The following is a 26,070-nucleotide window of genomic DNA, read 5'->3' on the forward strand; positions in this document are numbered from 1 at the left end:
TCAGCCCAGCAGTGCGGCCTCGAGCGCCGTCCGCACTGCGTCGGGTTCGGGCGCGACGACCGTGACGAGCGGGGACACCGCGGTCGCGGCGAGCAGATCCGCGGCGCGGCCGGTGCCCGCCAGCACGAGAACCGGGCGCCCCTCGGCCAGCGACTGTGTGACGTCGTCGCGCGCGATCCCGCCGCCGTTCGCGAGCACCGTGACGACGGGCGATCCCGCTGCAAGGGTTTCGGCGACAGCCCCGAGCCACGGCGTTTCGTCGCCCCAGTGATCCCCCGCGACGGCGACGATGTGGGTGTGATTCGGTTCCAGCGCGGCCGAATCGGGCAGTGTCCCGTCGTGTCCGGGCCAGCGCACCGTTCCTTCCGCGACGATCCCGAGATGCACTCCCTGGGCGCCGCTCCGGCGGCGTTCCCGTCCGACCAGTCCGATCACCCCGGAGTCCGTGCCGCCGTCGATCAAGGTCGCGCCGAAGGATTCGATCATCGCGACGAGCGGGACGAACAGGCGCTCGCAGAGAGCGGCGTCCGACGGTGCCATACCGTCCGCACCCCCGACGAGGACCACTGCGGGGGCACCGGGGGACACACCGGTTGCTCGCAGCAGTGCGGTGAGTCGGTCTCCCGGTCGCGGCGGTGTACCCGGCGGGACACGGATCAGGGCCAGCTCCCGTCCACCCACCTCGACCACGTCGCTGCCGACCGTCACGCCACCTCCCTGGCCTGGGGTGCGCGGTGTGCGAGCGCCGCGCGGAGGGCACCGACCGTGATCGCCTCGTTCGCCGAGTACGTACCGCCCTTGTGGTTCAGTCGCGGGATGTCGACGCCGCCTGCGTGGTGCAACCCGATGAGCCGCCACTGGTCGTCGAACACCGGACTGCCGGAGCTGCCTCCCTCGGTGGGCGAACGATAGTGCACCCGGGTGTCATCGTAGTCGAGCACGATGTTGTCCTGGAGCGAGAACTGCGGCTGTTGGAGACCGCGCGGGTGCCCGATCAGATACGCACGGGGCGGACGGGGTTCGAGTGCGGGCAGGCGTGCCGCGACGGGCAACGGTTCGAGGTCGCCGGGCCAGCCGTCCAGTTCCAGGACGGAGGTGTCCAGCCCCGCGCCGTCGGACGGGGCGTACCACCAGCAGCGCACCGGCCGGAAGCGGTCCGTGCAGGCGTCCAGCGCATGGAACACGACCACCGCGTCGCCGGCGGCAACCCCCTCGGGCACGACATGTCCGTTGGTGACGAGCACCCGCTCCGGCAGGTCCGGATGCAGATCCCGGCCGTCGACGACGAACCCGGTCCCGACCCCGTCCTCCGACGGTGTGCACACCTGCGCGACCGCGCGGCACCGCGACAGCCCGTGGCGGTACCACGTCAACGACTGGTAGCGGTCGTGGCCGAACACCTTCTCGAGGTGGGCGAGCCGGGCCGTGCCGACATCGCGATCGCGGACCAGCACGCCGCCGCCGTCGCGATGCAGAAGCGCCGAGCGCAGCAGCGGCAGCATGGTGTCGCCGGGCGCGGCCGCGGTGGTCAGTCCCCACACCTCGACCAGTTGCCGCAGCAGTGCGGCGATCTTGAACGCATCGACTCCCGGATCGGCGAGAAACGCGTCGAGCCAGGAATCGGCACCTGCAGGATCGCCGAGCGCGACCTCCGCTTCGCAGGCGGTCGCGGCGGCCCACGCGTCGGGCTCTGCCGCCGTCTCGATCGCACCGAGCACCTGGGCGGCGAGTGCGCGGGACAACACGGCGGGATCGGTGATTCCGGGGACGGCGAGGCCGTCCCGGTGGGCGCGGGCGAGCAGAGCCGCCGCGTTGATCGCGTGCCACGGCCGGGCCGGTGCCTCGTCACGCGCTGTCAGATACGCGTCGAGTGACATTCGCAGGTGGTGCGCCCGACGCGGGAGGTCGCCGGTGGTGAGGAACAACTGTTTGTGGCACCGGCCGATCCCACCGCGCGCCTCGATCCGCTCCGACGCCGGCGTCTGCGGATCGTCGGCCAGCTCGGAATACAGATGCAATGCGGCCGCCGGCATACCCCGGTCGACGAGCGCCTGGGCGTACTGCCGCCGCACCGCAGGAAGGTCGAGTCCGCGACCCAGTGCGGCGTCCGCGACGGCAATCACGTCGTCGAATCTGCGGTACCGGCGCAACCCGGCGAGCATCCGCATGACCTCTGCCGGAGGCTGTTCGGCCGGTCCGCGCAGGAATCGGCAGTACTCCTGGACGATTCGGCCCACCTCCGGCCAGTCGAAAGTACCTGCAGAGCGGGCGATCCGGTCGATCCAGGCGACGTCGACGGTCGTCATTCGAGGACCTGACGCAGGAAATCGCGGAGTCGGGGCTGGCCGAGATACTTGCCGATGCTGTGCCGCCAACTGCCGGTGTTCGACACCCCGACATCGGCGACCTTCCGCTGTCCGGCATGCAGGAAGTCGCCCGCGATCTGCCGGTCGAGTAATCCGCAGACCGGGTCGAGCGGGTCGTATACGTTGGTCCATCGGCCGTCGCCGAGGCACCGCGCCGGCCAGCCGTCGTTGCGAGTCCACGGTGGCGTCAGCCCGTCCTGGACCTCCGAGATCCCCAACGGGCTACCGACGGTGAGCAGCGCATCCACGCGCGGGGCGTCGTTGATCGCGGTCAGGGCGTCGTAGGCGATGACGCTGCCCAGGCTGTGTCCGACGACGACGTGGGGTCCGGGCTGGGAATCGCCTTCCTGCAAGGCTTTCAAAGCTCGCTCGCGGATATCGCTGCGAATTCGGAAGGTTTCGCCCGGTCGCGGCGTGAACGAAGCGTCGTAGAGGAAATGATGCACGTCGCGCAGGAACACCTGCATCAGTCGCTTCTTCATCGCGGGTGGCAGCGGGATCGCCTCTAGCTCGGTATCCGGCAGCACAAGCGTTTCGCACTCGCCGGGAACGGGTTCGACCGTGGCGACTCCGACCTCGCGGCCCAGACGTTCGACGAACTCCCGCTCGTCGTCGGGCAGTTCGCAGATCCAGCCCGGATCCTGGACCTCGAACTCGGCGGCATCGTCCGGCCCGAGGGTGGATTCGTGGGCGGTGAACGCGGCAGCGGGTTGTGCGTAGAGCATGTCCGCCCAGTACACCATCGACGAGGTGACACCCATGGCGTCGAGGTCGAGGCCGTCGTCGTCGAACAGTGCGATGCGCCATTGGTCCAGAAGTTGGTCCGGGGCGGGCTTGTTGCCGATGCCGTGGACGAACGTTACGTGAGGCATGGTGGTACTCCTTCGTCATTCGGTGTCGGTGCCGGGAGGAAGGTTTCGGCACACCGGCTCGGGCGCTGCTGCCGCTGAGATCCACTCGTACCACTCGTCCGGCGACATGTTTCGAGTGATCTTCGTGCACAGCAAGTTTTCGGCTTCTTCGAGCGTCGACGGCGGCAGATTCCACCATCGAAGCGAGCCGTCGAGCGCGCCCGAGACGATGTGCCGGCCATCGGACGTGAAGGTGACTGTCGTGATCCACTCCGACCGACTGGTCAGAGGTACTCCGACGGGGTCCCCTTCGATTGCATCCCAGACGCGGATATCTCCTTCGACGCCGGCCGTGATCAGATAGCGACCGTCCATGCTGTAGTCGAGACTTGTCACTCCACCACGGTGGCCGGAAATTTCCGGGTGCACGAGGAGTCCGGTCTCGACGTCCCACTGCCGCAACACCCCATCGGATCCGCCTGCGACGATGCGTGTGCGGTCAGGGCTGATCGCGACGTTGGCATCGGCGGCCTTGCCCCCGGATTCGACGGTTCCGAGGGACTGTCCCTTGTCGGGGTCCCACAGCTGCAGCCCCTGGTCGAACGAAATCGAGTAGATTCGGCGACCATCGGCGGTGAAACCCGCTTGCCACACTCCGGATCCGACTTCGATGGAAACGCCCGTCGGCGCGGCCGTGTCAGCGGACCAGAGTTCGAGTGTGCCGTCACCCCCGCCGGACACCAGGTGATGGCCGTCAGGACTGAATCCGATAACGTTGACCTGACCCTCGTGCCGGGATCGTGTGAGGTCGCCGATCCGGGCACCGGTCGCGGCATCCCAGAATTGCACGGTGCCGTCCTCACCGGCGGACGCGAGCCGGCGGCCGTCCGGGCTGTACGAGACATATGTGACGGCGCCCTGATGTGCGGTGATGCGTGCCCCGACGGTCTGTCCCGTGTCGAGATCCCAGATCTGGATCGACCCGTCTTCGTCGGCGACGGCGAGGCGGTGCGCAGTGCGCGAGGCGGCCATGTTGGAGCTTTGACCGGCATCGAGGGATCTTCGGATGGGTCGCGTCCCATCGAAATTCCACACCAGGATGGCATCGTCCCAGGCAATCGACACTGCCAAGGAACTGTCCGGATGTGTCAAAATTCCGGAGGTGGCACTGGAACCTGCGATCATCGGAAGCGCGGTGGTCGCGTCCCATCTGCGCACGGTCCCATCCCATCCCGCGGACAGCAACTCCCGATCGTCCTGGCCGAAGCCGACGCTGGTCACGGGTCCGTCGTGACCGGTGAGCGGTCCGCCTATGGGAACTTGCCGAACAGAATCCCAGACGCGGATCGTTCCATCGTTCCCTCCGGAGACGAGACGGTCCCCGCTGGAGTCGAACGAAACGCTGGTGACCGGTATCGGAGAGTTCATCGGCTCGCCGATCTCGTGACGCGAGGCAACATCCCAGAGACGTATCGTGCCGTCGTCGCTGACCGATGCGATCCTTCGACTGTCCGGACTGAACACGAGTTCGTCGACGGGGCGGGCGTGCCCCGTCATCGCTTCTCCGACCAAGTCGTACTCCGGGGTCGACATGTCCCACAATCGGATTCCGTAGTCCCCACTGCCCGTGGCAATCCAGCGCCCGTCCGGGCTGAATGCGACTGCCGTCACGGTACCGCCGACGATCTGGTTTGGTTCGCCGTCGGGTTGCCCGTTCTCCGGGTCCCACCACTGGACAGTGCCGTCGTCATGGGTCGATACGATTTGGGACCCGTCGTGCGTGAATGCAATGCTCTGCACACTACTCGCGGCGTTGTCGACGGGTGTGCCCACGAGTTGCCCGGTGGCGATTTCCCAGATGTGAACTGCGCCGTCGTCGCCGCCTGAAGCGACGCGGTCTCTGTTCGGGTCGACCACAACGCTGGTAACGCTCCCGTCGTGCCCTTCGATCGGTTCGATCGTGGAAAGCCCTGTTCCCGAATCCCATACGCGGATCGTGCCGTCGTCACCACCCGTTACGATCCGATCTCCATCGCGAGTATAGGTAGCACTCTTGACCAGTGCGGGAGTCTCGATGATCTTGACTACATTGCGGGTATCAGAGGCGGCCGAAAGCATTGCATCGGTGTCGGCTTCGGCGACATGCGGCGCAGCGAGCAACTGGTTGATGGCGCGGACCTCGTTTCCCGCACCACCCCCGGTCAGGACGGTCTTCGATTCAGCCACCAAACGCGATGCGATCACCTCGTTGCGGGCGTCGGCGATACCCTGGGTGCGCAGTGCCCAGACGGATGTTCCGGCGGCAACGAGGGCGACGACTACGGTTGCCGCGAGCAGCATTCGGAGTACCCGCGACTGCTTTCGCAGTGCATCGGCGTCGTCCTGGGCCTGTTGTCGCGCTCGCGCCTCCGCGGCGACCAGCGCTTCCGTCGCCTCCTGCTTCTCGCGCGCCGCTTCCAACTCCGCTTCGCGGCGGCGCTTCTCGTCGGCAGCCCGCTGGTCCTCCCGTTGCCGCGATGCGAGTAGGTATGGTCTGACCGGACTGAGGCGGTCCCGGAAGCCCTTTCGCGCAGACAAGGTTTCGGCGTCGGTCAGACGTTCGCCCTCGAGTAGCCACGCCTCTTGCCGATTGTTCTTCCGCCACGCCGCGGCAGCTCGTTCGAGCGCGTCGGCCTCCCGGAGGTTGTCGCGTTCCTCGTGGAGCCAGCCGGCGAGGTCGGTCCATTGCCGCAGCAGGCTTTCCAGGGCGACTTCGACGACGACGTCGCCGTCGCGCTCACCTTTGACGAGGAGCCGACGCGCGACCATCGCGTCGAGCAGCGGCCGGCTCAGCGCGGGTAGGTCGGACCAGCGGGCGAGGCGGCGCATCGGCTGGTCGGTGTACTGGTCGATGTTCGCCAGCCACGGGACGAACGCGGCGCGCAGGTGCTCGAGTTGTGTGCTGCGTTCGTCGGGATCGGAGGAAAGCAGGTTGTCGATCTCGGTCTGGACGACCGCGTGCATGCCACCCATCGCCGTGTATTCGGCGAGGGTGAGTCGCCCGGAGCTGCCGTAGTCCTCGTGCAGCCGGGCCATGGTGAGGGCCAGCAGCGGGAGGGTGTCGGCGCCTTGCCCGCACGCGGACAGCAGCCGGTTCAGCAGGGCGGGCTCGACCTCGAGAGGACGTCCCGCGGCGGTGGCGCGGGACGCGGGACCGCACACGACTTCCTTGAACTCGGTGCGCGGCATCGGCTTGAGCTCGTTGAACAGCTCGGATCGCACGTCCGCCAGCTCCGGGACGGTTTGCAGCGTCTCGAAACGGTCGGAGCGAATCGTCGCTGCGACGAGTAGCAGGGGCTCGTCGTCGCCGGGGGAGTGACGTGTGATGCGGGCGAGCAGTGTCAGAAACTGCGACGCCTGGGGTCCCGCGTCCGCCGCGAACAGTTCTTCGGCCTGATCGACCGGCAGGATCAGGGTCGGCAGGGGTGTATTGCCGGTGTCATGGAGCAGCCGGTCGGATGCCTTCTGTCGAATCTCCCTCAGCCACTGGGTGACCCGTGCGGCATCGCCCGATCGACACGTCGCTTTGATCTCACCCAGCGGGGGTGCGGGCAACCCCAATTCGGTGCGTGTCGTATGAATCGCGCGGGCCAGTCCGTGCTCGCCGGTCAACGCGGCGCGCTCGGGGCGCACGATGCCCAGGGGGAGGAAGTGCCGGTCGTCGCGGCGCAACCGGGGGAGCAGGCCCGCTCGCAGAAACGACGACTTGCCCGCACCGGACGGCCCCAGCACGACGAACAGCGACGCGGACCCCGACGCCCGCATGCCCCGCAGCTTGTCGAGCCCACTGATGATCTGCTCGTCGCGGCCGAAGAAGACGGCGGCGTCCTGCTCTTCGAGAGGTTCCCACCCGCGGTAAGGAGCCCGGTCCGGGTCGCCGGGCGGTGGCCACGCGAAATGTTCGGCACCCACCCCGGCGTCGCGCAGGCCGCGCAGCAGCCTTCGCAGCCCCTCGGTACGGAACACGATCGGTTCGCCGTCGACCGTGATCTCGGTGGTCGGCCCGTCACCGAACAGGTCGCAATGTTGCCATTCGTGGGTGTACCGGCCGGCCGTCGCGTCGAGGCGGGCGCAGAAGATCCGTTTGTTCAGAGTTTCGGCAGTGCGGTATTCGTTGGTGCATTCCTGCGACGACTCCCAGTCGGTCGAGAGCAGGCACACGACGGCCTCGCAGCGTGCCGCGGTCTTCGTGAGCGCATCGCGCCACCGCACCCCCGGCGCCAGCCCGGTGTCCGGATCGATGTCGAGGAAGATCTCCCCGGCCAGGCTCGGTTCGTTCTCGACGAGCCAGCGCATGAGCGCGACCGCCTGCCGGCTGTCTCGGCTGGAATGGCTCAGGAATATGCGGGTCATCGTCCGCTCCGCTCGCTGCGGGGAAACTATGACCTCAGCGTTCCGCGCGGCGTCGTCGCGGGCACGAGTAGCCGACTACTCGATTTTCGCCGACGCCTGCCGATCGACGCGGTGACTGCGAATCCGCTCACTCTGCAGTGCGAGCGGATTCCGAATCGGTGGGCGAGTTTGACGCGGGGAAATCGCGTTCGATGCGCAGGGTGCGGATCGTGGTCGCCAGACCGTCGTATTGCGTGATCAGCAGGCAGAATTCGATCAAGCGGCGGACGTCGAGGTGCTCGGCCAGCGCCGACCACGTCTCGTCGGTGAGGTCCTTGGTCGCGACCAGTTCGTCGACTGCGGCGAGCAGCGCACGGTGACGCGGGCTCCACCCCTCGGCCTGCGGCCCCTCGATGACACGCTGCAGGATCTCGGCGGTCACACCCGCGCGACGACCGAGCCGCACGTGGTGGTCCATCTCGTAGTCGCAGCCGCGCAGGTGCGCGACGCGCAGGATGACGAGTTCGGATTCGTGGCGGGGGAGCTTGCCGCCGGGCATCAGCTTGCCGGAGTAGTGCAGCCAGCCGCGGAACAGGCCGCCGGCGCGACCCAGTGTGCTGAACAGGTGCGCGTCCGAGGTTCCTGCCGCCAGTGACAGGACGCGCCAGGCAATCCAGTTGACCGGGCCGAGTTGACGGAACCGTCCGGGCGTGATGCGGGGCGTCATGCGCGCTAGTCTCGCACGGCCCGCGAGAGCCGGGCCATCGTCCGCGCCGCCTCGGTGCGTTGCACGATCGCCGCGCACGCGTCGACGATGTGCTCGCGCAGCCGGGTGTGCGCGTCGTCCAGTCTTCCGTCGAGTACCGCCTCCGCGACGGCGATGTGCTCCTCGACGGCGCGCTCCACCCGCTCCGGGACGAGTTCGTCGAACATCCGGACCGTGCGTACCTTCGCGTTGACCGAATCGAGCGCGTCGCACAGGGCGTCGTTCCCCGACGCGGCGAGCAGCGTCAGGTGGAACTCTTCGTCGAGCGTGACGAACCCTGCATCGGGAGCCGGCGGATCGCTACGGAATCGGTACCACCGTTCGAGTTCGGCCCCGAGCACGTCCCGGTCGTGGACGACCACCCCGGACACCGCGCGCGTGATGCCGCGCAGTTCCAGCGTGGCACGCAGCTCGTAGAGGTCGCCGAGGTCCTCGAAGCGCGGACGGTACGGGAAGAGCCCGTGTTCGCGTCGCTCGACGAGACCCTCGGACACGAGGCGGGCCAGGGCCTCCCGCACCGGTGTGCGGGAGACCCCGTACAGCTCGGCGAGCCGTTCCTCGCTGAGTCGCTCGTCGGGGGAGACGGTGCCCGCTGTCAGATCGGCGCGCAGCGCCCGGTAGACGCGCTCCCGCCGGGTGCCGCCGGAGAACATCAGATTGCCATCGCGCTGCGAACGGTACGAGCGGCGTCGGCGCCTCCTTCGCCGGTCGCGGTGATGCGTCCCGATTCCAGGACGTAGTAGTGGCGGGCGTTGTCGAGGGCGAATCCGATGTGCTGCTCGACGAGCAGCACCCCGAGGTCGCCGCGCCGGCTCAGGTCCACGATCGTCTTCTCGATCTCCTGAACGACGGACGGCTGGATACCCTCGGTCGGTTCGTCGAGAATGAGCATCCGTGGACGGGTGATCAGCGCGCGGGCGATGGCGAGCTGCTGGCGCTGGCCGCCGGACAACAGGCCCGCGCGGCGATCGAGCAGCGGAACCAGCGCAGGGAACAGATCGAGCATCTCCGCGATCAGCGCCTTGCCGTTCTTGCGGCCGTCCGCGACCACCTGCAGGTTCTCGGCGCAGGTGAGCTGCCCGAAGGACTGCTGGCCCTGCGGAACGTACGCGAGGCCCCGGGCCACGCGCGCCGCCGGGCGCAACCCGGTGATGTCCTCACCGTCGAGCAGGATCTTGCCGGAGGCGACCGGCAGCAGCCCGACGGCGGCGCGCAGCAGGGTGGTCTTGCCGGCACCGTTGTGGCCCATGACGGCGACGACCCCGTCGGACGGGACCGTGATCGTGGCCCCGTGGATGATCTCGGTGCGTCCGTAACCGGTACGGACGTCGACGAGTTCGAGCATCAGATCGCCTCCTCGAGGCTCGCGGTACCCAGGTAGACCTGCTGGACCTGCGGATCGTTCTGCACCTCTTCGACGGTGCCTTCGGCGATGATCTTGCCGCGCGCGAGCACCGTCACCGAGGTCGCGAACGCGCGCATGAAGTCCATGTCGTGCTCGACGACGACGACGGTGCGCTCGGCGCCGATGCGGCGCAGCAGCTGCCCGGTCTCCTCGCGTTCGTCGTGGCTCATGCCGGCGACGGGTTCGTCGAGCAGCAGCACGTCGGAGTTCTGCACCAGGAGCATGCCGATCTCGAGCCACTGCTTCTGGCCGTGCGCGAGGATCCCGGCGGGGATGTCGCGATGGGCCGCGAGGCCGGTGGTTTCCAGTGCCTCCTCGATCTGCGGCAGCACGTCCTTGCGGCGGCGCAGCATCTGCCACGGGTTGCGGCCGGCGCCGGCGGCGATGTCGAGATTCTGCAGCACCGTCAGCTCCTCGAATACCGACGCCGTCTGGAACGTGCGGCCGACGCCGAGCCGGGCGATCTTGTGGACCTTCTTGCCGAGAAGTTCGACCCCGGACTTGGTGACCGACCCGGTCGCGGGGACGAGACCGGTGATGGCGTCGACGAGCGTGGTCTTCCCGGCGCCGTTGGGGCCGATGAGGAATCGCAGATCGCCCTGTAGCAGGGTCAGGTCGACACCGTCGACGGCGGTGAATCCGTCGAACTGCACTCGCAGATCACGGATTTCGAGGTATTGGCTGGACATTCCGGCGTTGCCGCCGAAGGTGGGTTCGGTCATCGTGCCGGCTCCATCTCGGTGTTCTCGGCGGTCGGTTCGGGATCGGGTTCCTCTGCGGGGGTGTCGCTTCCGGTGCGCTTGCGACGCCGGAGCGCTGCGATCCCGGCGAGTCCGGCGGGGAAGAATCCTACGACGACGATGAACAGCAGGCCCTGCGCATACGTCCACGCGGACGGGAATTCCTCCGAGAGGGCGGTCTGCGCCCACGCGACACCGATCGCGCCGAGTACCGGCCCGAGCAGGGTGGTGCGGCCACCGATCGCGACGCCGATGAGGAACGCGATGGACGGCACGATGCCGATGTCCGCCGGGGAGATGATCCCGACGATCGGCACGAACATCGCACCGGCGATGCCGGCGAAGAACGCGGCGACCGTGTAGGCGACGACCTTGACGGTCGCGGGGTCGTAGCCGAGGAAGCGGACGCGCTCCTCCTGGTCGCGGACCGCGACGAGCAGTTCACCGTAGCGTGAGTGCATGAGCTGGCGGGTCCCGGCGACGACGAGCAGCAGGATCGCCGCGACGATGAAGAACAGCATCCGCTTGTTGACCGGATCGGACAGGTCGTAACCGAAGAACGTGCGGAACCGGTTGAGGCCGTTGGACCCTCCGGTGCTCTGCTGGCCGACGAGCAGGATCGCGAACGCCGCGGCGAGGGCCTGGGACAGGATCGCGAAGTAGGCGCCCTTGACGCGGCGCTTGAACACGCCGAGGCCGAGCAGCAGGGCCAGCAGTGCGGGCACGAGCAGGATGCCCAGCAGCGTCACGAGCGGCGACGTGAACGGCACCCAGTACGCGGGCAGTTCACGGATACCCGCGATCTGCATGAAGTCCGGCACGGTGTCGCCGCGCACCTCGGCGTCGGCGATCTTCAGGTGCATCGCCATCATGTAGGCGCCGAGGCCGAAGAACACGCCCTGACCGAGGGTCAGCATGCCGCCGCGGCCCCAGGCCAGGCCGATGCCGGCGGCGACGATGGCGAAGCACAGGAACTTCGCGAGCAGATTCAGGCGGAAGTCGGACAGGACGGCGGGGGCGAGACCGAACAGCACGAGCACGGCGATCGCAAATCCCGCCCACGTGCGGACCGGTCCGGGCCGGGTGAGAACGGACATCAGACCAGGCTCCTTGTCTTGACCGCGAACAGACCTTGCGGGCGGATCTGCAGGAAGACCACGATGATCACGAACACGATCACCTTCGCGATCGACGCGGTGGTGGAGTATTCGATGAACGAATTGAGCAGGCCGAGCGCGACCGCCGCGATCACGGCGCCCTCGATGCGGCCGAGACCGCCGATGACGACGACGAGGAACGCGTCGATCAGGTACGACTGCCCGATCGTCGGGCTCGTCGAGCCGATGAGGGTCAGCGCGACCCCTGCCAGGCCGGCGAGTCCGGAGCCGAGGAAGAACGTGGTGATGTCGGTACGCCGGCTGGAGATGCCGACGGTCTCGGCGAGATCGCGGTTCTGCACGACCGCCCGGATGCGACGGCCCATCGGCGTGTACTTCATCGCCACGATCAGCGCGACGACGCACACGGCGGCCAGCACCAGGATGAACAGGCGGGTCTTCGGAACCACCGCACCCAGGATCTCGACACCGCCGGACAGCCATTGTGGGGCAACCACATTGACCGCCGGTGCGCCGAAGATGTCACGGGCGGCCTGCTGCAGCAACAGGCCCACGCCGAACGTCACGAGCAGTGTGTCGAGCGGACGGTGGTACATGCGGCGGATGAGCGTGACCTCGAGCAGCACGCCCATCGCGCCGCCGACCAGGAAGCCGACGAGCAGGGAGATCAGCAGCGAGACCCCGGCCGCGGAGATCACCTGCTGCACAACGTATGCGGTGTACGAACCGGCCATGATGAATTCGCCGTGGGCCATGTTGATCACGCCCATCTGGCCGAACGTCAACGACAGGCCCAGCGCTGCCAGCAGCAGGATCGAGCCGATGCTCAATCCCGTGAACAGCTGTCCTACCACGACATCCATATCGCCCCCTTTCTCGTCGGCTTCCCGGTCGTATCGGCTCAGCTACCGGACAGGCTCGAAGCCCAGTCGTAGCTCTTCAGGTACGGGTCCGGCTCGATCGGGGAGCCCGAGTCCCATACGGTGTAGATCAGTCCGTCGCCGCGGATCTCACCGATGCGTGCGGTCTTGGCGATGTGGTGGTTGTCGCCGTCGATCGTGACGGTGCCTTCGGGAGCGTCGAACGTGACGCCGTCGGCCGCCTCCTGGATGTCGGCCACGGCGAACGAGTTCGCCTTCTCGACGGTGTTCTTCCACAGGTAGACCGAGGTGTAGGCAGCCTCCATCGGATCCGAGGTCGGCTTGTTCGCGCCGTACTTCGCCTTGTAGGCGTCGACGAACGACTTGTTCTCCGGGGAGTCCACCGTCTGGTAGTAGTTCCACGCGGTGAGCTGGCCCTCGATGTTCTGGGCGCCGATGCCGACGACCTCCTCCTCGGCGATGGACACCGAAACCACCGGCATGTCGGCGGCTTTCAGGCCGACGTTGGCGTACTCGCGGAAGAATGCGACGTTCGAGTCGCCGTTGAGGGTGTTGAACACCGCGTCCGCGTCGGCGGTGCGGATCTTGTTGACGATCGTCGAGAAGTCGGTCGAACCGAGCGGGGTGTAGTCCTCACCCTTGATCTCGATGCCGTTGGCCTCGGCGTAGGCGCGGATGATGCGGTTCGCCGTCTGCGGGAACACGTAGTCGCTACCGACGAGGTAGAGGGACTTGACGCCCTTCTCCTTCAGGTAGTCCAGGGCCGGCACGATCTGCTGGTTGGTGGTCGCGCCGGTGTAGAAGATGTTCGGCGACGATTCCAGGCCCTCGTACTGCACCGGGTAGTACAGCAGTGCGTCGTTGTCCTCGAACACCGGCAGCATCGCCTTGCGGCTCGACGACGTCCAGCCGCCGAACACCGCAGCGACACAGTCGGAGCTGATGAGCTTCTCGGCCTTCTCGGCGAACACCGTCGGCTCGGACGCTCCGTCCTCGGCGACGATCTGGATCTGCTTGCCGAGCACGCCACCGGAGGCGTTGATCTCCTCGACGGCCAGCGCGATCGAATCACGAACGGTGACTTCGGAAATTGCCATGGTGCCGGACAGGGAGTTCAGCGAACCGACCTTGATCGTGTCGCCGGAGGTGTCGACGCAGGATTCGCCGGTCGCGCCGGTCGCGGTGTCACCGGCCTTGCTGCCACAGGCGGTGAGAAGCAGACCGGCAGCCGCGAGTGCCACCGGAACGGCGACGGCACGCTTGGCGATTGTGGACCTGGCAACTGACATGGAGATGCCCCCTTGTTTGGAAGATGAGAAGCCTCGGTTCCCCGGTGTATCCGGGCGCGTATACAGCGCTGTATTCGTCGGCCAAACAGTAAAGGGATCGTGTTGCGCAGGTATATCTGCTTGTGACAATTGGATGTTCGATGTTTCGTCCGCGTGAACTCACCCGCGAGCGGCGCCCGCTGTCCGAGCGAATGTGCCGCTCGTCTCCTTCGATCGAGCGAGTGTGCCGCTCGCTCGGAGAAAGAGGGGGGTGGGTAGCTGGCGGCGCCCGCCGTCCGGCGGCTGAGCGAATGTGCCGCTCGTCTCCTTCGATCGAGCGAGTGTGCCGCTCGCTCGGAAAAGGGGAGGGGAGAAGGGGTGGGGAGGGAAGGGGGAGGCGACGGGAGGGGAGGCGACGGGAGGGGAGGCGACGGGAGGGGAGGGCCGGACAGCACACGACGACCCGGCGCACGCGTGAGTACGTGGCGCCGGGTCGGTGGGTGCGGGTCAGCGAATGAGGTAGGGCGAGACCGAGCTGCGGTGCTCGTTGATGTCCAGCTCCTTGCCGAGCGGGGGGAACGCGCGCTGCGGGCAGTTGACGCGTTCGCAGATGCGGCAGCCTGCGCCGATCGGGGTGCCGGGGTTGGACTCGTCGAGGTCCAGGCCGTCGGCGTAGACGAGGCGATGCGCGTGGCGCAGCTCGCAGCCGAGGCCGATCGCGAACGTCTTCGACGGCTGCCCGTAGCGGGCCGCGCGGCGTTCGACGGTCCGCGCGACCCACAGGTAGCGGCGGCCGTCGGGCATCTGCGCGATCTGCGTCATGATCTTGCCCGGGTACGCGAAGGTCTCGTAGACGTTCCACAGCGGGCAGGTGCCGCCGCTGGTGGAGAAGTGGAATCCCGTGGCGGACTGGCGTTTGGACATGTTGCCGGCCCGGTCGACGCGGACGAACGAGAACGGCACCCCTCGCAGTTTCGGTCGCTGCAGGGTGGAGAGCCGGTGGGCGATCGTCTCGTAGCTGACGCCGTAGAACGCGGACAGCCGTTCGACGTCGTAGCGGAAGTCCTCCGCGATCTCGTGGAACTGTGTGTACGGCAGGATCATCGCCGCCGCGAAGTAGTTCGCGAGACCGAGGCGTGCCAGGGAGCGTGACGCGTCGGACGTGAAGATGGCGTCCTCGACCATCTTGTCGATGAGGTCACCGCATTCGAGGTAGGCGAGCTCGGTGGCGAGTTTGAAGACCTGTTGACCGCCGGACAGCTGAGGGGCTATCTCGAGGGTGCGGGTCTCCGGGTCGTAACGGTGCAGGACGTTCTCGCCGAGATCGATGCGCTTGACGATCTGTACGTCGTGCACGGACGCCATCCGCTTGGCGATCTCGCCGCCGACGTCGCCGCGGTGGAACCTGATGCGATTGGCGAGTTCCTCTGCCGCAGTGTCGAGCTCGTGCAGGTAGTTCTGCCGCTGGTAGAAGTAGTCGCGCACTTCCTCGTGCGGCATCGTGATGGCCCCGCTGCCGCTGCCGTCGCTGTACCTGTCCTCGGTCGCGGCCGCGAGCTGGGCGGTGGTGTTGCGGAACCGGCGGTGCATGTTCACCATCGCCCGGGCCAGCCCGGGATGCGCGGCGACCATCTCGGCGATCTCCTGGGCGTCGGCTTCGATGCCCATCTCCTGATCGAGCGCGACCTCCCGCATCTCGGCGATCAGGCGGGTGTCGTCCTGGGAGGAGAAGAAGGTGGTGTCGACGCCGAAGACCTCACTGATCCGCAGCAGTACGGGAACGGTGAGGGGGCGGACGTCGTGCTCGATCTGGTTGAGGTAGCTGGCAGAGATCTCGAGGGTCTTGGCGAGTGCGGCTTGGCTGAGGCCCCGCTCGGTACGCAGCTGACGAAGGCGGGCTCCCACGAAGGTCTTGGCCATTCGCCCAGCGTACGACCAGCTGTAAAGCTTTGCAACGAGCCATTCGCAACGTGTTAATCGTGTCGGCCGGAAACGACCTGCTGGGGGCGGTCGGCACCGAGCCAGGATCCGGGCGCGAACGCCTCGTAGTGGATCGACTCGACGGGTACTCCGCGCGCGACGAGGCCGTCCCTGACCGTGCGCATGAACGCGACCGGCCCGTACACGTACACCGTGGCCCCCGCCGGGACGTCGAGATCGTCGACGGGCGACCGTCCCTGCACGTCGAACTCCTCGAAATCGTTGTACCGCACCTGCATCCGCGCATTCTCCAGCCGAGACACGAGCGCGGTGATGTCCGCACGGCGCGCATGGTCGTAGGGGGACCGGTCCACGTGCAACGCGACGACGGGCCGCCGCGGATCGGTCTCGGCGAGGCTCTGCAGGGCGGTCAGCGTGCTGGTGATGCCGATGCCGGCGGAGATCAGCACCAAGGGAGTGCTGCCGGCGGCGACGAGGAGGCTTCCGAAGGGGTGCGAGACGATCAGCTCGTTGCCGGGGCGGACGGTGTCGAAGAGGAACGAGGAGACCAGCCCGTCCGGGACCCGCTTGATCGTGATGGCCCACTCGCCCGGGACCCGCCCTCGCACGAGGGTGTACTGCCGGATCTGGCGGGTGCCGTCGGGAAGTCGCACGCAGATCGAAATGTACTGTCCCGGACTGAAATCGGGGAGCGGTCGCCCGTTGAGCGATCGCATCACGAAGGTCGCGACGTCGGCTCCGTCGTATTCGACCTCCGAGACGACCACCAGTCGCCACACGTGTCCGTGGGGTACCCCGGCCGAGTCGTACAGCGCGGCTTCCTGCTTGATGAGCGAGCCCGCCATGAGCGTGTAGACCTGGTGCCAGGCCGCTGCGACGGCCGGGGTCACCGCGTCGCCGAGCACCTCGGCGATCGCGGCGAACAGGTGGAAGCGGATCATTTCGTAGTGCCCGGCCTGGATGCCGATCGACGCGTGCTTGTTGGCGATCCGGGACATGATCGCGTCGATGTCCTGGGGCTGCTCGGTGATCAGGAGCTTGGCGAACGCGGCGACCGAACTCGCGAGTGCCTTCTGCTGCTCGCGGTTGCGCTGGTTCGTGCGATTGAACAGGTCCGTGCACAGCAGGGGTGCCGCGGTGAACAGGCGCTCGTAGAACCGTTCGGAGATCCGGCCGATGTGGGCCTCCACGGCGGGCAGCGTGGCCTCGATGACGTCGTACGACGTGGGAGAAAGGATGACCGCTCCTCTGCTCGTAGGGGGTGGGCGAGACACGAGCAGCTGCGCGGGCATGTGCGCGACGGGTCCAGCCCCGACCTGGTCGTCGCGAGTCATGTTACGGCCGGTCGCGGGAATCCTCCCGATCGACGGCTGCGGAAAATCCCTGCTCGAACCTCCCGGCCGGTGTGAAACCCCCCACATGCGCGGCCGAGGCGACTCCCGGGACGGCCGGTCCCACGGGTCCCGGTGTCAGGGAGTGCTCGCCGGGGGTTGCGCCACGAATGCCGAGGTAGAGCTACTCGTCAGTAACCAACGCGGCGATTTTGTGAAGTCGTTGGAACGGCCATTGATTTACAACCTTTGCAAAGCTCCCGCGAAAACTAGCCAAGGTTGGCATTTGCAACAGGTAGACGGCCTTTTTCGGCTGTGTCATTGTTTTGGAGTACATCCGAACGGCACGCGAAGGGTGTGAAGTCGTACGCACGTACTGCTGAACACCCGGAGCGGATTCGAATCTAGAGAGTGGAGCTTTGATGTCGACCACCGGCACCCCGCGGACCGCTGAAGAAATCCAGAAGGACTGGGACACCAACCCCCGCTGGAAGGGCGTCACCCGTAACTACACGGCCGAGCAGGTCGTGAAGCTGCAGGGCTCCGTCGTCGAGGAAGCCACCCTCGCTCGTCGTGGCTCGGAGATCCTCTGGGATCTCGTCAACAACGAGGACTACATCAACTCGCTCGGCGCCCTGACCGGCAACCAGGCCGTGCAGCAGGTTCGCGCCGGCCTCAAGGCCATCTACCTGTCCGGCTGGCAGGTCGCCGGTGACGCGAACCTCTCCGGCCACACCTACCCGGACCAGTCGCTGTACCCGGCGAACTCGGTTCCGCAGGTCGTCCGCCGCATCAACAACGCGCTGCTCCGCGCGGACGAGATCGCCAAGGTCGAGGGTGACACCTCGGTCGAGAACTGGCTCGCCCCGATCGTCGCCGACGGTGAGGCCGGCTTCGGTGGCGCCCTCAACGTCTACGAGCTGCAGAAGGCCATGATCGCGGCCGGTGTCGCCGGTTCGCACTGGGAGGACCAGCTCGCGTCGGAGAAGAAGTGCGGTCACCTCGGTGGCAAGGTGCTCATCCCGACCCAGCAGCACATCCGCACCCTGACCTCGGCCCGTCTCGCGGCCGACGTCGCGGACGTCCCGACCGTCGTCATCGCCCGCACCGACGCCGAGGCCGCGACCCTCATCACCTCCGATGTCGACGAGCGCGACCGCGAGTTCCTCGACGGCACCCGTACGGCCGAGGGCTTCTTCGGTGTCAAGAACGGCATCGAGCCCTGCATCGCCCGTGCGAAGGCCTACGCCCCGTACGCCGACCTCATCTGGATGGAGACCGGTGTTCCGGACCTCGAGGTCGCCAAGAAGTTCTCCGAGGCCGTCCGTAGCGAGTTCCCGGACCAGCTGCTGGCCTACAACTGCTCGCCGTCCTTCAACTGGAAGGCTCACCTGGACGACGCGACCATCGCGAAGTTCCAGAAGGAGCTCGGCGCGATGGGCTTCAAGTTCCAGTTCATCACCCTCGCCGGCTTCCACTCGCTCAACTACGGCATGTTCGACCTGGCCCACGGCTACGCCCGCGAGGGCATGACCGCCTTCGTCGACCTGCAGGAGCGCGAGTTCAAGGCGGCCAAGGAGCGCGGCTTCACCGCCATCAAGCACCAGCGTGAGGTCGGTGCCGGCTACTTCGACACCATCGCCACCACGGTCGACCCGAACACCTCCACGGCTGCTCTGAAGGGCTCCACCGAGGAGGGCCAGTTCCACTAGGAACAGGCTTCGAAGTCACACCGCGGCGGGATCCGTCCCGGACTCCCGCCGCGGTGACTTCACCCCAGCCGTACCGGCTGGACCGAGCTAGACCCTTACGACGATCCGGTCGGTGGATGATCCCCGCCGGATCGTCGTGCAAGAACCCCTCTACAGACTCCGTGCAGGACCACCTGTGCAGGACCCCCTGTGCAAGACCCTCCACGACCAACCCCACATGACGAGAAGGAGCTGACGTGACCAGCGAGAAGATTCAGCGCGTCGGCGTGATCGGCGCCGGGATCATGGGCGCAGGTATCGCCGAGGTGTGCGCGCGCGCTCATGTCGACGTACTGGTGTTCGAGCAGACCCGCGAACTCGCGGCTGCCGGACGGGCCCGCATCCTCCGGTCCCTCGACCGGGGCGTGAGCAGCGGAAAGATCACCGAACGGGAGCGGGAGCAGGCCGCGTGGCGCCTCCGGTTCACCTCGGACCTCGGTGACTTCGCGGACCGTCAGCTCGTCGTGGAGGCCGTCGTCGAGGACGAGAAGGTCAAGAGCGAGATCTTCGCCGAACTCGACAAGATCGTCACGGACCCGAACGCGGTGCTCGCGTCGAACACCTCGTCGATCCCGATCATGAAGCTGGGCATCGCCACCAGCGCCCCCGAGCGCGTCATCGGCCTGCACTTCTTCAACCCCGTGCCGGTGCTCCCGCTCGTCGAGCTGGTCACCACGCTGAAGACCAGCTCCACAGTCGCCCAGCGCGCCGAGGCCTTCGCCGCCGACATTCTCGGCAAGCAGGTCGTCCGCTCCTCGGACCGTGCCGGCTTCATCGCCAACGCGCTGCTCGTGCCCTACCTGCTGTCGGCGATCCGGATGGTCGAATCCGGCTTCGCGACGAAGGAGGACATCGACAAGACGATGGTGCTCGGCTGCGCCCACCCGATGGGCCCGCTCGCGCTGACCGATCTGGTCGGGCTCGACACCGTCAAGTCGATCGCCGACTCGATGTACGAGGAGTTCAAGGAGCCGCTGTACTCGGCCCCGCCGCTGTTGCTGCGCATGGTCGAGGCCGGCCTCGTCGGCAAGAAGTCGGGTGCCGGCTTCTACGAATACGCCGAAAACGGTCGGGCCTCCAAGAAGGCCAGCTAAGCAGTAGGTAGCACCACACCGTACTTCGGCGCCCGTGCCCGACAGCAGTGCCACCTGCGCACTGCTCGTCGGTGCACGGGCGCGAGGTGCATGAGGGAAAGGTCGATTCCGAGATGGCTACCAACGCCACCGGCTACGGATCCAGCATCCTCGGGTACCCGCGTATCGGTCCCCGCCGCGAACTCAAGCGTGCTCTCGAGTCCTACTGGCACGGCACCGGCACGCGCGACGAACTCGTCGCCGTTGCCCGTGAAATTCAGGAGGACACCTGGAGCGAGCTCGCGGCGACCGGTCTGACACAGGTCCCCGGCAACACGTTCTCCTACTACGACCACGTCCTGGACAACGCCCTGTTGTTCGGCGCGGTCCCCGAGCGGTTCCGTTCCTTGGTCGGCGAGCTCGACCCGCTCGACTTCTATTTCACCCTGTGCCGCGGCCGGGAGGACTTCCCGCCGCTGGAACTGGTCCGCTGGTTCGGCAGCAACTACCACTACCGGCAGCCCGAACTCGACGAGACCACCACGTTCGAGCTGAACTCGGCCGCCGTGCTCGACGAGTTCGAGCGGGCCAAGGCCAAGGGCATCGAACTGCGCCCGGTCGTGCTCGGCCCGGTGTCGCTGCTGCTGCTGTCGAAGATCTCGCCGACGTCGCAGCAGGAGGGGTTCTCCACGCTCGACCTGCTCGACGCGCTGCTGCCCGAGTACGAGAAGCTCTTCGAGCAGCTCGCCAAGGCCGGCGCCACGTGCGTCCAGCTCGACGAACCGTCGTTCACCGAGGACCGCAGCGACGAGGAACTCGCGGCGCTCGAGCGGGCCTACGAGAAGCTGTCCCACGCGCCGCTGCGTCCGCGCATCCTCGTGACCGGTCCCTACGGTCATCTCGGCGCGGCGCTGCCGATCCTCGCGGCCTCGAAGATCGAGGCCATCGGCCTGGACCTGATCAACGGCCGGATCAGCGCCGAGGAACTGGCCGCCGTGCCGGGTCTGAAGCGCAAGCGGATCTACGCCGGTGTCGTCGACGGCCGCAACGTGTGGCGCGCCGACCGTCGTCGCGTGCTCGAATACCTCGACTCGATCGCGAAGGTCGCGCCCGACCTGGTCGTGTCGACCTCCTGCACGTTGCTGCACGTGCCCTACGACCTTCTCGTCGAGTACGACATCCCCGGTGACGTCGCCGACCGCCTCGCCTTCGCGAAGCAGAAGGTCGGCGAGGTGGTCTCGCTCGCCAAGGCACTGACCACCGGAGCCGAGGAGAAGTGGCGCGTGCCGCCGACGTCGGTGCACTTCAAGCAGAAGCACACCGTCCGCGCGCGGATCAACGCGCTCAAGCCCGAACACCGGGTGCGGGCACCGTACGAGGAGCGTCGCGCCGCGCAACAGAAGCGGCTGAACCTGCCGCCGGTCCCGGCGACCACCCTCGGGTCGTTCCCGCAGACCGACGAGATTCGCAAGATCCGTTACGACCTCGGTCAGGGCCGGATCTCGTACGACGACTACGTCAAGCGGATCCGCGAGGAGATCGAGTCCACCATCCGGTTGCAGGAGGACATCGGTCTCGACGTGCTCGTGCACGGCGAGCACGAGCGCAACGACATGGTCCAGTACTTCGCCGAGATGCTGGAGGGCTTCGCCACCACGCACTTCGGCTGGGTGCAGGCCTACGGTTCCCGGTGCACGCGTCCGCCGATCCTCTACGGCGACATCGTGCGGCCGAAGCCGATGACCGTCGAGTGGATCACGTTCGCGCAGTCGCTGACCGACAAGCCGGTCAAGGGCATGCTCACCGGACCGGTGACGATGCTGGCCCGGTCCTACATGCGCCAGGATCAGCCGCTGCACGAAACCGCCGATCAGCTCGCGCTGGCCATCCGCGACGAGATCGCCGATCTCGAGCGGGCGGGTATCGCGATCATCCAGGTCGACGAGCCGGCCATGCGGGAACTGCTGCCGCTGCGTCAGGACGGCCGCGCCGAGTACCTGGACTGGGCGGTCGACGCGTTCCGTCTCGCCACCGGTGGAGCGAAACCGGAGACGCAGATCCACACACACCTGACGTACTCCGGTCAGAAGTCGGTCGTCGAGGCGATCGAACGGCTCGATGCGGACGTCACCGCGATCGTCGCGACCCGGTCCATCCGCTGGGTCCTTGAGGCGATCAAGGACCACGCGCTCACCCACGGCGTCGGCCCCGGCGTGTACGAGAGCCGTTCGGCGCGGATCCCGGACATCGACGAGCTGGACGAACTGCTCACCGAAGCCGCCGAATCGGTGGACCTGGACCGGTTGTGGGCGAACCCGGACGGCGGGCTCAAGACCCGCCACCACTGGCAGCTCGAACCGTCGCTGCGCAATCTCGTCGCGGCGGCGCGCCGGCTGCGGCGCCGGGCCGAAGCCCAGCAGGCCGAAGCCCAGCAGGAGCAGTAGAACCATCCCGCCCGGCCGGTGCGCACCCGCGGACAGCCCCCGCGGGTGCGCACCGTCGTCTGCGCGGGTGTAGGCATGACGTATGACGATCGTTGCCGCCTACGCTGCCCCCGCCGCAGACGCACCTCTCGCCAAGACCACCATCGAGCGCCGGGAACCCGGTCCGCTCGACGTGCTCATCCGGATCGAATACGCCGGGATCTGCCACTCCGACATCCACACCGTCCGCAACGAGTGGGGTCGCACCCGATACCCGCTGGTTCCGGGACACGAGATCGTCGGCGTCGTCGAGGCCGTCGGCTCCGACGTCACGAAGCACGCGGTGGGGGACCGCGTTGGCGTGGGCTGCTTCGTCGCATCCTGCCGCGAATGCGACGCGTGCGAGGCCGGGGCCGAGCAGCACTGCGAGAACCGGGTCACCGGCACCTACAACGCCGTCGACGCCGACGGCCGGGTCACCCAGGGCGGGTACTCGACCCACATCGTCGTCACCGAGCACTTCGTGCTGAAGGCCCCGGCCGGGCTGGATCCCGCGGCCGCCACCCCGCTGCTGTGTGCCGGTATCACCCTGTACTCCCCGCTGCGCCGCTACGGTGCCGGCCCCGGCACCCGTGTCGCGATCATCGGGATGGGCGGACTCGGACACGTCGGCGTGAAGATCGCCGCGGCGCTCGGTGCCGAGGTCACGGTGCTCGGCCACTCCCTGTCGAAGAAGGACGACGGCCTGCGGTTCGGTGCCGTCGACTACCGGGCGACCAGCGACCCGAATCTGTTCAAGGAACTCCGTAACCGGTTCGACCTGATCCTCAACACCGTGTCGGTGAACCTCGACATGGACAAGTATCTGTCGCTGCTGCGGCTGAACGGCACCCTCGTCGAACTCGGCCTGCCGGAACACCCCCTGACGGTGCGCGCGTTCAGCCTCGGTGCCAACAACCGCGCGCTGGCCGGATCCAATGTGGGTGGCATCGCGGAAACCCAGGAGATGCTCGACTTCTGCGCCGAGCACGGAATCGGAGCCGAGATCGAACTGATCTCCGCCGAGCAGATCAACGACGCCTACGAACGGGTGGTCGCGAGCGACGTGCGCTACCGCTTCGTCATCGACGCGGCAACGATCTGAGGACCGTTCAGAACTGGTCGCCGAGTTGCTCGCGCAGCTGGGCGAGGGTCTTGGTGAGCAGCCGTGACACGTGCATCTGCGACACCCCGACCCGCTCGGCGATCTGCGTCTGCGTCATGTTCCCGAAGAATCGCAGCAGCACCACCGTACGTTCGCGTTCGGGCAGTGCCGCCAGCAGCGGCCGCAGCGTCTCGTGGTTCTCCACCTCGGACAGTGCGGAATCGTATTCGCCGAGAGTGTCGGCGAGGGTGACGCCGTGCCCGCCGGAATCGGTCTGCGCGCTGCGGTCGACCGACACGGTCTGGTAGGCGTTCCCGGCGACCAGGCCTTCGGCGACCTCCTCGCGGTCCATGCCCAGTTCGGCGGCCAGTTCGGGGACCGTGGGGGCACGGCCGAGCTGTTGCGACAGGTCGGCGGTCGCCTTGTTCAGCGCGATGTGGAGTTCCTTCATCCGGCGCGGAACCCGCACCGCCCACCCGGTATCGCGGAAGTGCCGGCGCACCTCGCCCATGATCGTGGGGACGGCGAACGACACGAAGTCCGAGCCGCGGTCCGGGTCGAACCGGTCCACTGCGTTGACGAGGCCGAGCCTCGCGACCTGGACGAGATCGTCGAACGTCTCCCCGCGTCCGTCGAACCGGCGCGCGATGTGTTCGGCGAGCGGCAGGCATCGCTCGACGATCTTGTCCCGCACCGCCGTACGGGCCGAGGCGTCCGCACCGTGCGACCGGAACTCGGTGAACAGTTCGATGACGTCGGCATACTCGTCGGGGTCGCGCTTGTTCCCGCTCACCGAGCGGCACTCCCCTCGGTGATCGAGAGGTCGATGGTGGTGACGCTGCCGTCGGCAGTGTCGTCGACGCGCACGTCCACCGAGTCGGCGAGCGAGTTCAGGACGTGCCAGCCGAACGTGCGTGCCGAACTCGCGGGCGAGGGTCGGGTCGTGGCGGAGACACTGATGCGCAGCGTCGGCGCGATCGCCTGAAACCGGCACGTGACGTCGGTTCCGTCGACGGCACTCATGATCAGGCGCGTGGCTGCTTCGTCGACGGCGAGTTTCACGTCGGCGACGGTGTCGAGATCGAAGTCCTGCTGCAGGGTGATCGCGGCGGCGACGGCACGCAACACGGGGAGCTGTCCCGGATCGGCGCGGACGCGCAGTTCCACGATGGGATGCGTGTGCGCGCGGTCCGAGTCGATCGAAGCGGTCGTCGCCATGGGTTCGGGGCCCTTTCAGTCGGATTCTCGGTCGGTCGCCGGGTCGACACGATCCGGCACCTCCCGTTCGAGCGGAGAATACCCAAGAAGGTCGTGTATGAATCGTGACCGCGAAAGGTGAATTCGTATGAGCAACGAGGATGCACAGCGCGAGGAGACAGGGGCCGTCTTCGCGAGGCTCGCGGAGATCGTGTACGGCCCAGAGGACTACGCGCAGATGTGCGCAGCGCTGTGCGTCGCGGCCCCGATGCTCGTTCCCGGTTGCGATCGAGCAAGTCTCGTGGTGCGGCGCGGGTCGTCGATGCGTACGGTCGCGGCCGGCGACGACACGGCCCGCCGAATCGACGCTGCCGAAAGGGAACTCGGCGAAGGCCCGTGCATCGACGTCCTGCACCACGACACGGCCGAACTCGATACCGACCTGGCAGTCCGCACCCGCTGGCCGGCGCTGACGAAGTGGATCCTCGAATCCACCCCCGTCCGCGGAGCGGCGGGATTCCGGTTGACCGTCGAAGGTGCGGACGCCGCGGCCCTCAACATCTTCTCCGACACACCGGGCGCGTTGACGGAGCAGTCTCTCGACGCGGGCGCGGTGCTCGCCGCGTTCGCGTCGGTGGCGCTGAGCGCGAGGGCCCACCGGGACCAGGCCGTCTCGCTGCGTGCCGGTCTCGAGAGCAATCGGGAGATCGGAAAGGCGATAGGACTGCTCATGGCCATCCACGAGATACCCGAGGAACAGGCGTTCACGCTGCTCCGGGAGGCGTCGCAGCGGATGAACCTGCGATTGTCCGAGGTCGCAAAGCAGGTGGTAGAGACATTGAAACGAACGTCCGACGCGTCCGAATCGTGAGATTCCGATGTCGTCCGTTGAGCATTACCGTCGATTTGACGTAGGCTGAGTCCAGGTTGAGCACACAGCCTGGACCAGGAAGCATCGCGGAAGCGGGCATCCGTGGCAGGCCGCCCGACTTTCTGCGATTCTTCCCATCGTTTCGATGGGAGTGTCATGACTGTTGTTCCCAATTTTCGCGCCGCTACACGTTGGGCTACCAGCACGGGTGTGCCCGATGAAACATCCGCCGGTGCGCGTTTCGTCACCGAGCGGATAAGCGGTGACATGGTGCGGGTCGCCGTACAGGGCGAGATCGACCTGCTCAACGCTCCGGCGCTGCGTCGTTACGCCAGCGACCGGCTGCGTCCGTCCGCGCGAATGGTGCTCGACCTGTCCGAAGTCGAATTCATCGGGTCCGCGGGGCTCGCTGTGTTCGAGGCTCTCGAAGCGAGGGCAAACCAATGCGACGCACGGTGGGTGCTCGTCGGGAAACGGCCGGTGCAACGACTGCTGCTCGCCGCGGGTGAGACCCGTCTGCGACTGCACACCTCGCTCGAGAGCGCGATGGGGGCGCTCCGGGTCTCGGCATAG

Annotated in this window: 21 protein-coding genes; 6 read left to right on the top strand and 15 right to left on the bottom strand. The window is 67.3% G+C overall.

The genetic code is table 11. The features are described 5' to 3' along the window. The 13 genes from ACWDUD_RS13885 to ACWDUD_RS13945 all read right to left on the bottom strand — a co-directional run bounded on the left by ACWDUD_RS13885 (nucleotide 1) and on the right by ACWDUD_RS13945 (nucleotide 16,945). Nucleotides 1-708, bottom strand: a complete 708-nt coding sequence (locus ACWDUD_RS13885) for a hypothetical protein (protein WP_197255079.1) — start codon at nucleotides 706-708, stop codon at nucleotides 1-3. Beyond that, on the bottom strand, nucleotides 705-2,306 hold the full coding sequence (locus tag ACWDUD_RS13890; RefSeq protein WP_450109666.1) for a trypsin-like serine peptidase: 1,602 nt from the start codon (nucleotides 2,304-2,306) through the stop codon (nucleotides 705-707). The genes ACWDUD_RS13885 and ACWDUD_RS13890 overlap by 4 nt, the downstream gene beginning before the upstream one ends. Next, the gene (locus ACWDUD_RS13895; protein WP_450109667.1) at nucleotides 2,303-3,238 is read right to left on the bottom strand and encodes a hypothetical protein; all 936 of its coding nucleotides are present in this window, start codon (nucleotides 3,236-3,238) and stop codon (nucleotides 2,303-2,305) included. Before ACWDUD_RS13895 ends, ACWDUD_RS13890 begins: the two co-directional genes overlap by 4 nt. A gap of 15 nt (nucleotides 3,239-3,253) precedes the next feature. Further along, nucleotides 3,254-7,609: an nSTAND1 domain-containing NTPase gene (locus ACWDUD_RS13900; RefSeq protein ID WP_450109668.1), complete on the bottom strand. Its 4,356-nt coding sequence runs from the start codon at nucleotides 7,607-7,609 to the stop codon at nucleotides 3,254-3,256. Nucleotides 7,610-7,736: 127 nt separating this feature from the next. After that, complete coding sequence (locus ACWDUD_RS13905) at nucleotides 7,737-8,315, bottom strand: carboxymuconolactone decarboxylase family protein (protein WP_450109669.1); 579 nt, start codon at nucleotides 8,313-8,315, stop codon at nucleotides 7,737-7,739. A 5-nt stretch (nucleotides 8,316-8,320) separates the two neighbouring features. Further along, on the bottom strand, nucleotides 8,321-9,007 hold the full coding sequence (locus tag ACWDUD_RS13910) for a GntR family transcriptional regulator (RefSeq protein WP_197255085.1): 687 nt from the start codon (nucleotides 9,005-9,007) through the stop codon (nucleotides 8,321-8,323). After that, nucleotides 9,007-9,699 (bottom strand): urea ABC transporter ATP-binding subunit UrtE, encoded by a 693-nt coding sequence (urtE, locus tag ACWDUD_RS13915; protein ID WP_197255086.1) that lies wholly within the window; start codon nucleotides 9,697-9,699, stop codon nucleotides 9,007-9,009. The genes ACWDUD_RS13910 and urtE overlap by 1 nt, the downstream gene beginning before the upstream one ends. Next, nucleotides 9,699-10,481 carry an urea ABC transporter ATP-binding protein UrtD gene (gene urtD / locus ACWDUD_RS13920; protein ID WP_450109670.1) on the bottom strand — a complete coding sequence of 261 codons (783 nt, stop codon included), beginning with the start codon at nucleotides 10,479-10,481 and terminating at the stop codon, nucleotides 9,699-9,701. Before urtD ends, urtE begins: the two co-directional genes overlap by 1 nt. After that, a complete protein-coding gene (gene urtC / locus ACWDUD_RS13925; protein WP_450109671.1) occupies nucleotides 10,478-11,596 on the bottom strand; it encodes an urea ABC transporter permease subunit UrtC in 1,119 nt (372 codons plus the stop codon). The genes urtD and urtC overlap by 4 nt, the downstream gene beginning before the upstream one ends. Further along, nucleotides 11,596-12,480, bottom strand: a complete 885-nt coding sequence (gene urtB, locus ACWDUD_RS13930) for an urea ABC transporter permease subunit UrtB (protein WP_248673139.1) — start codon at nucleotides 12,478-12,480, stop codon at nucleotides 11,596-11,598. Before urtB ends, urtC begins: the two co-directional genes overlap by 1 nt. Before the next feature lie 38 nt (nucleotides 12,481-12,518). Further along, a complete protein-coding gene (gene urtA, locus ACWDUD_RS13935; protein WP_248673140.1) occupies nucleotides 12,519-13,787 on the bottom strand; it encodes an urea ABC transporter substrate-binding protein in 1,269 nt (422 codons plus the stop codon). A 486-nt stretch (nucleotides 13,788-14,273) separates the two neighbouring features. Continuing rightward, complete coding sequence (gene ramB / locus ACWDUD_RS13940; protein WP_450109672.1) at nucleotides 14,274-15,686, bottom strand: acetate metabolism transcriptional regulator RamB; 1,413 nt, start codon at nucleotides 15,684-15,686, stop codon at nucleotides 14,274-14,276. Nucleotides 15,687-15,739: 53 nt separating this feature from the next. Then, entirely contained in the window at nucleotides 15,740-16,945 is a 1,206-nt protein-coding gene (locus ACWDUD_RS13945; protein WP_450109693.1) for a globin domain-containing protein, read from the bottom strand. 515 nt (nucleotides 16,946-17,460) lie between these two features. On the opposite strand from ACWDUD_RS13945, the gene aceA reads away from it, so the two are divergent. The 4 genes from aceA (at nucleotide 17,461) to ACWDUD_RS13965 (ending at nucleotide 23,429) form a co-directional block, all read left to right on the top strand. Next, entirely contained in the window at nucleotides 17,461-18,750 is a 1,290-nt protein-coding gene (gene aceA / locus ACWDUD_RS13950; RefSeq protein WP_197255104.1) for an isocitrate lyase, read from the top strand. A 236-nt stretch (nucleotides 18,751-18,986) separates the two neighbouring features. Further along, on the top strand, nucleotides 18,987-19,883 hold the full coding sequence (locus tag ACWDUD_RS13955) for a 3-hydroxybutyryl-CoA dehydrogenase (protein WP_197255106.1): 897 nt from the start codon (nucleotides 18,987-18,989) through the stop codon (nucleotides 19,881-19,883). A gap of 113 nt (nucleotides 19,884-19,996) precedes the next feature. Then, the gene (metE, locus tag ACWDUD_RS13960; protein ID WP_450109673.1) at nucleotides 19,997-22,306 is read left to right on the top strand and encodes a 5-methyltetrahydropteroyltriglutamate--homocysteine S-methyltransferase; all 2,310 of its coding nucleotides are present in this window, start codon (nucleotides 19,997-19,999) and stop codon (nucleotides 22,304-22,306) included. An 82-nt stretch (nucleotides 22,307-22,388) separates the two neighbouring features. Further along, complete coding sequence (locus ACWDUD_RS13965) at nucleotides 22,389-23,429, top strand: NAD(P)-dependent alcohol dehydrogenase (RefSeq protein WP_450109674.1); 1,041 nt, start codon at nucleotides 22,389-22,391, stop codon at nucleotides 23,427-23,429. A 7-nt stretch (nucleotides 23,430-23,436) separates the two neighbouring features. Here the strand turns inward: ACWDUD_RS13965 and ACWDUD_RS13970 are convergent, their stop codons facing one another. Continuing rightward, nucleotides 23,437-24,222, bottom strand: a complete 786-nt coding sequence (locus tag ACWDUD_RS13970; protein ID WP_450109675.1) for a SigB/SigF/SigG family RNA polymerase sigma factor — start codon at nucleotides 24,220-24,222, stop codon at nucleotides 23,437-23,439. Beyond that, nucleotides 24,219-24,647 carry an ATP-binding protein gene (locus tag ACWDUD_RS13975; protein ID WP_450109676.1) on the bottom strand — a complete coding sequence of 143 codons (429 nt, stop codon included), beginning with the start codon at nucleotides 24,645-24,647 and terminating at the stop codon, nucleotides 24,219-24,221. The genes ACWDUD_RS13970 and ACWDUD_RS13975 overlap by 4 nt, the downstream gene beginning before the upstream one ends. Before the next feature lie 127 nt (nucleotides 24,648-24,774). Here ACWDUD_RS13975 and ACWDUD_RS13980 point away from each other — a divergent pair, with 127 nt between their 5' ends. Together ACWDUD_RS13980 and ACWDUD_RS13985 are read left to right on the top strand one after the other, a co-directional pair. Beyond that, nucleotides 24,775-25,497 (top strand): GAF and ANTAR domain-containing protein, encoded by a 723-nt coding sequence (locus ACWDUD_RS13980; RefSeq protein WP_450109677.1) that lies wholly within the window; start codon nucleotides 24,775-24,777, stop codon nucleotides 25,495-25,497. 210 nt (nucleotides 25,498-25,707) lie between these two features. After that, the gene (locus ACWDUD_RS13985) at nucleotides 25,708-26,070 is read left to right on the top strand and encodes an STAS domain-containing protein (RefSeq protein ID WP_450109678.1); all 363 of its coding nucleotides are present in this window, start codon (nucleotides 25,708-25,710) and stop codon (nucleotides 26,068-26,070) included.

It is taken from the genome of Rhodococcus sp. NPDC003382 (genome assembly GCF_053589135.1).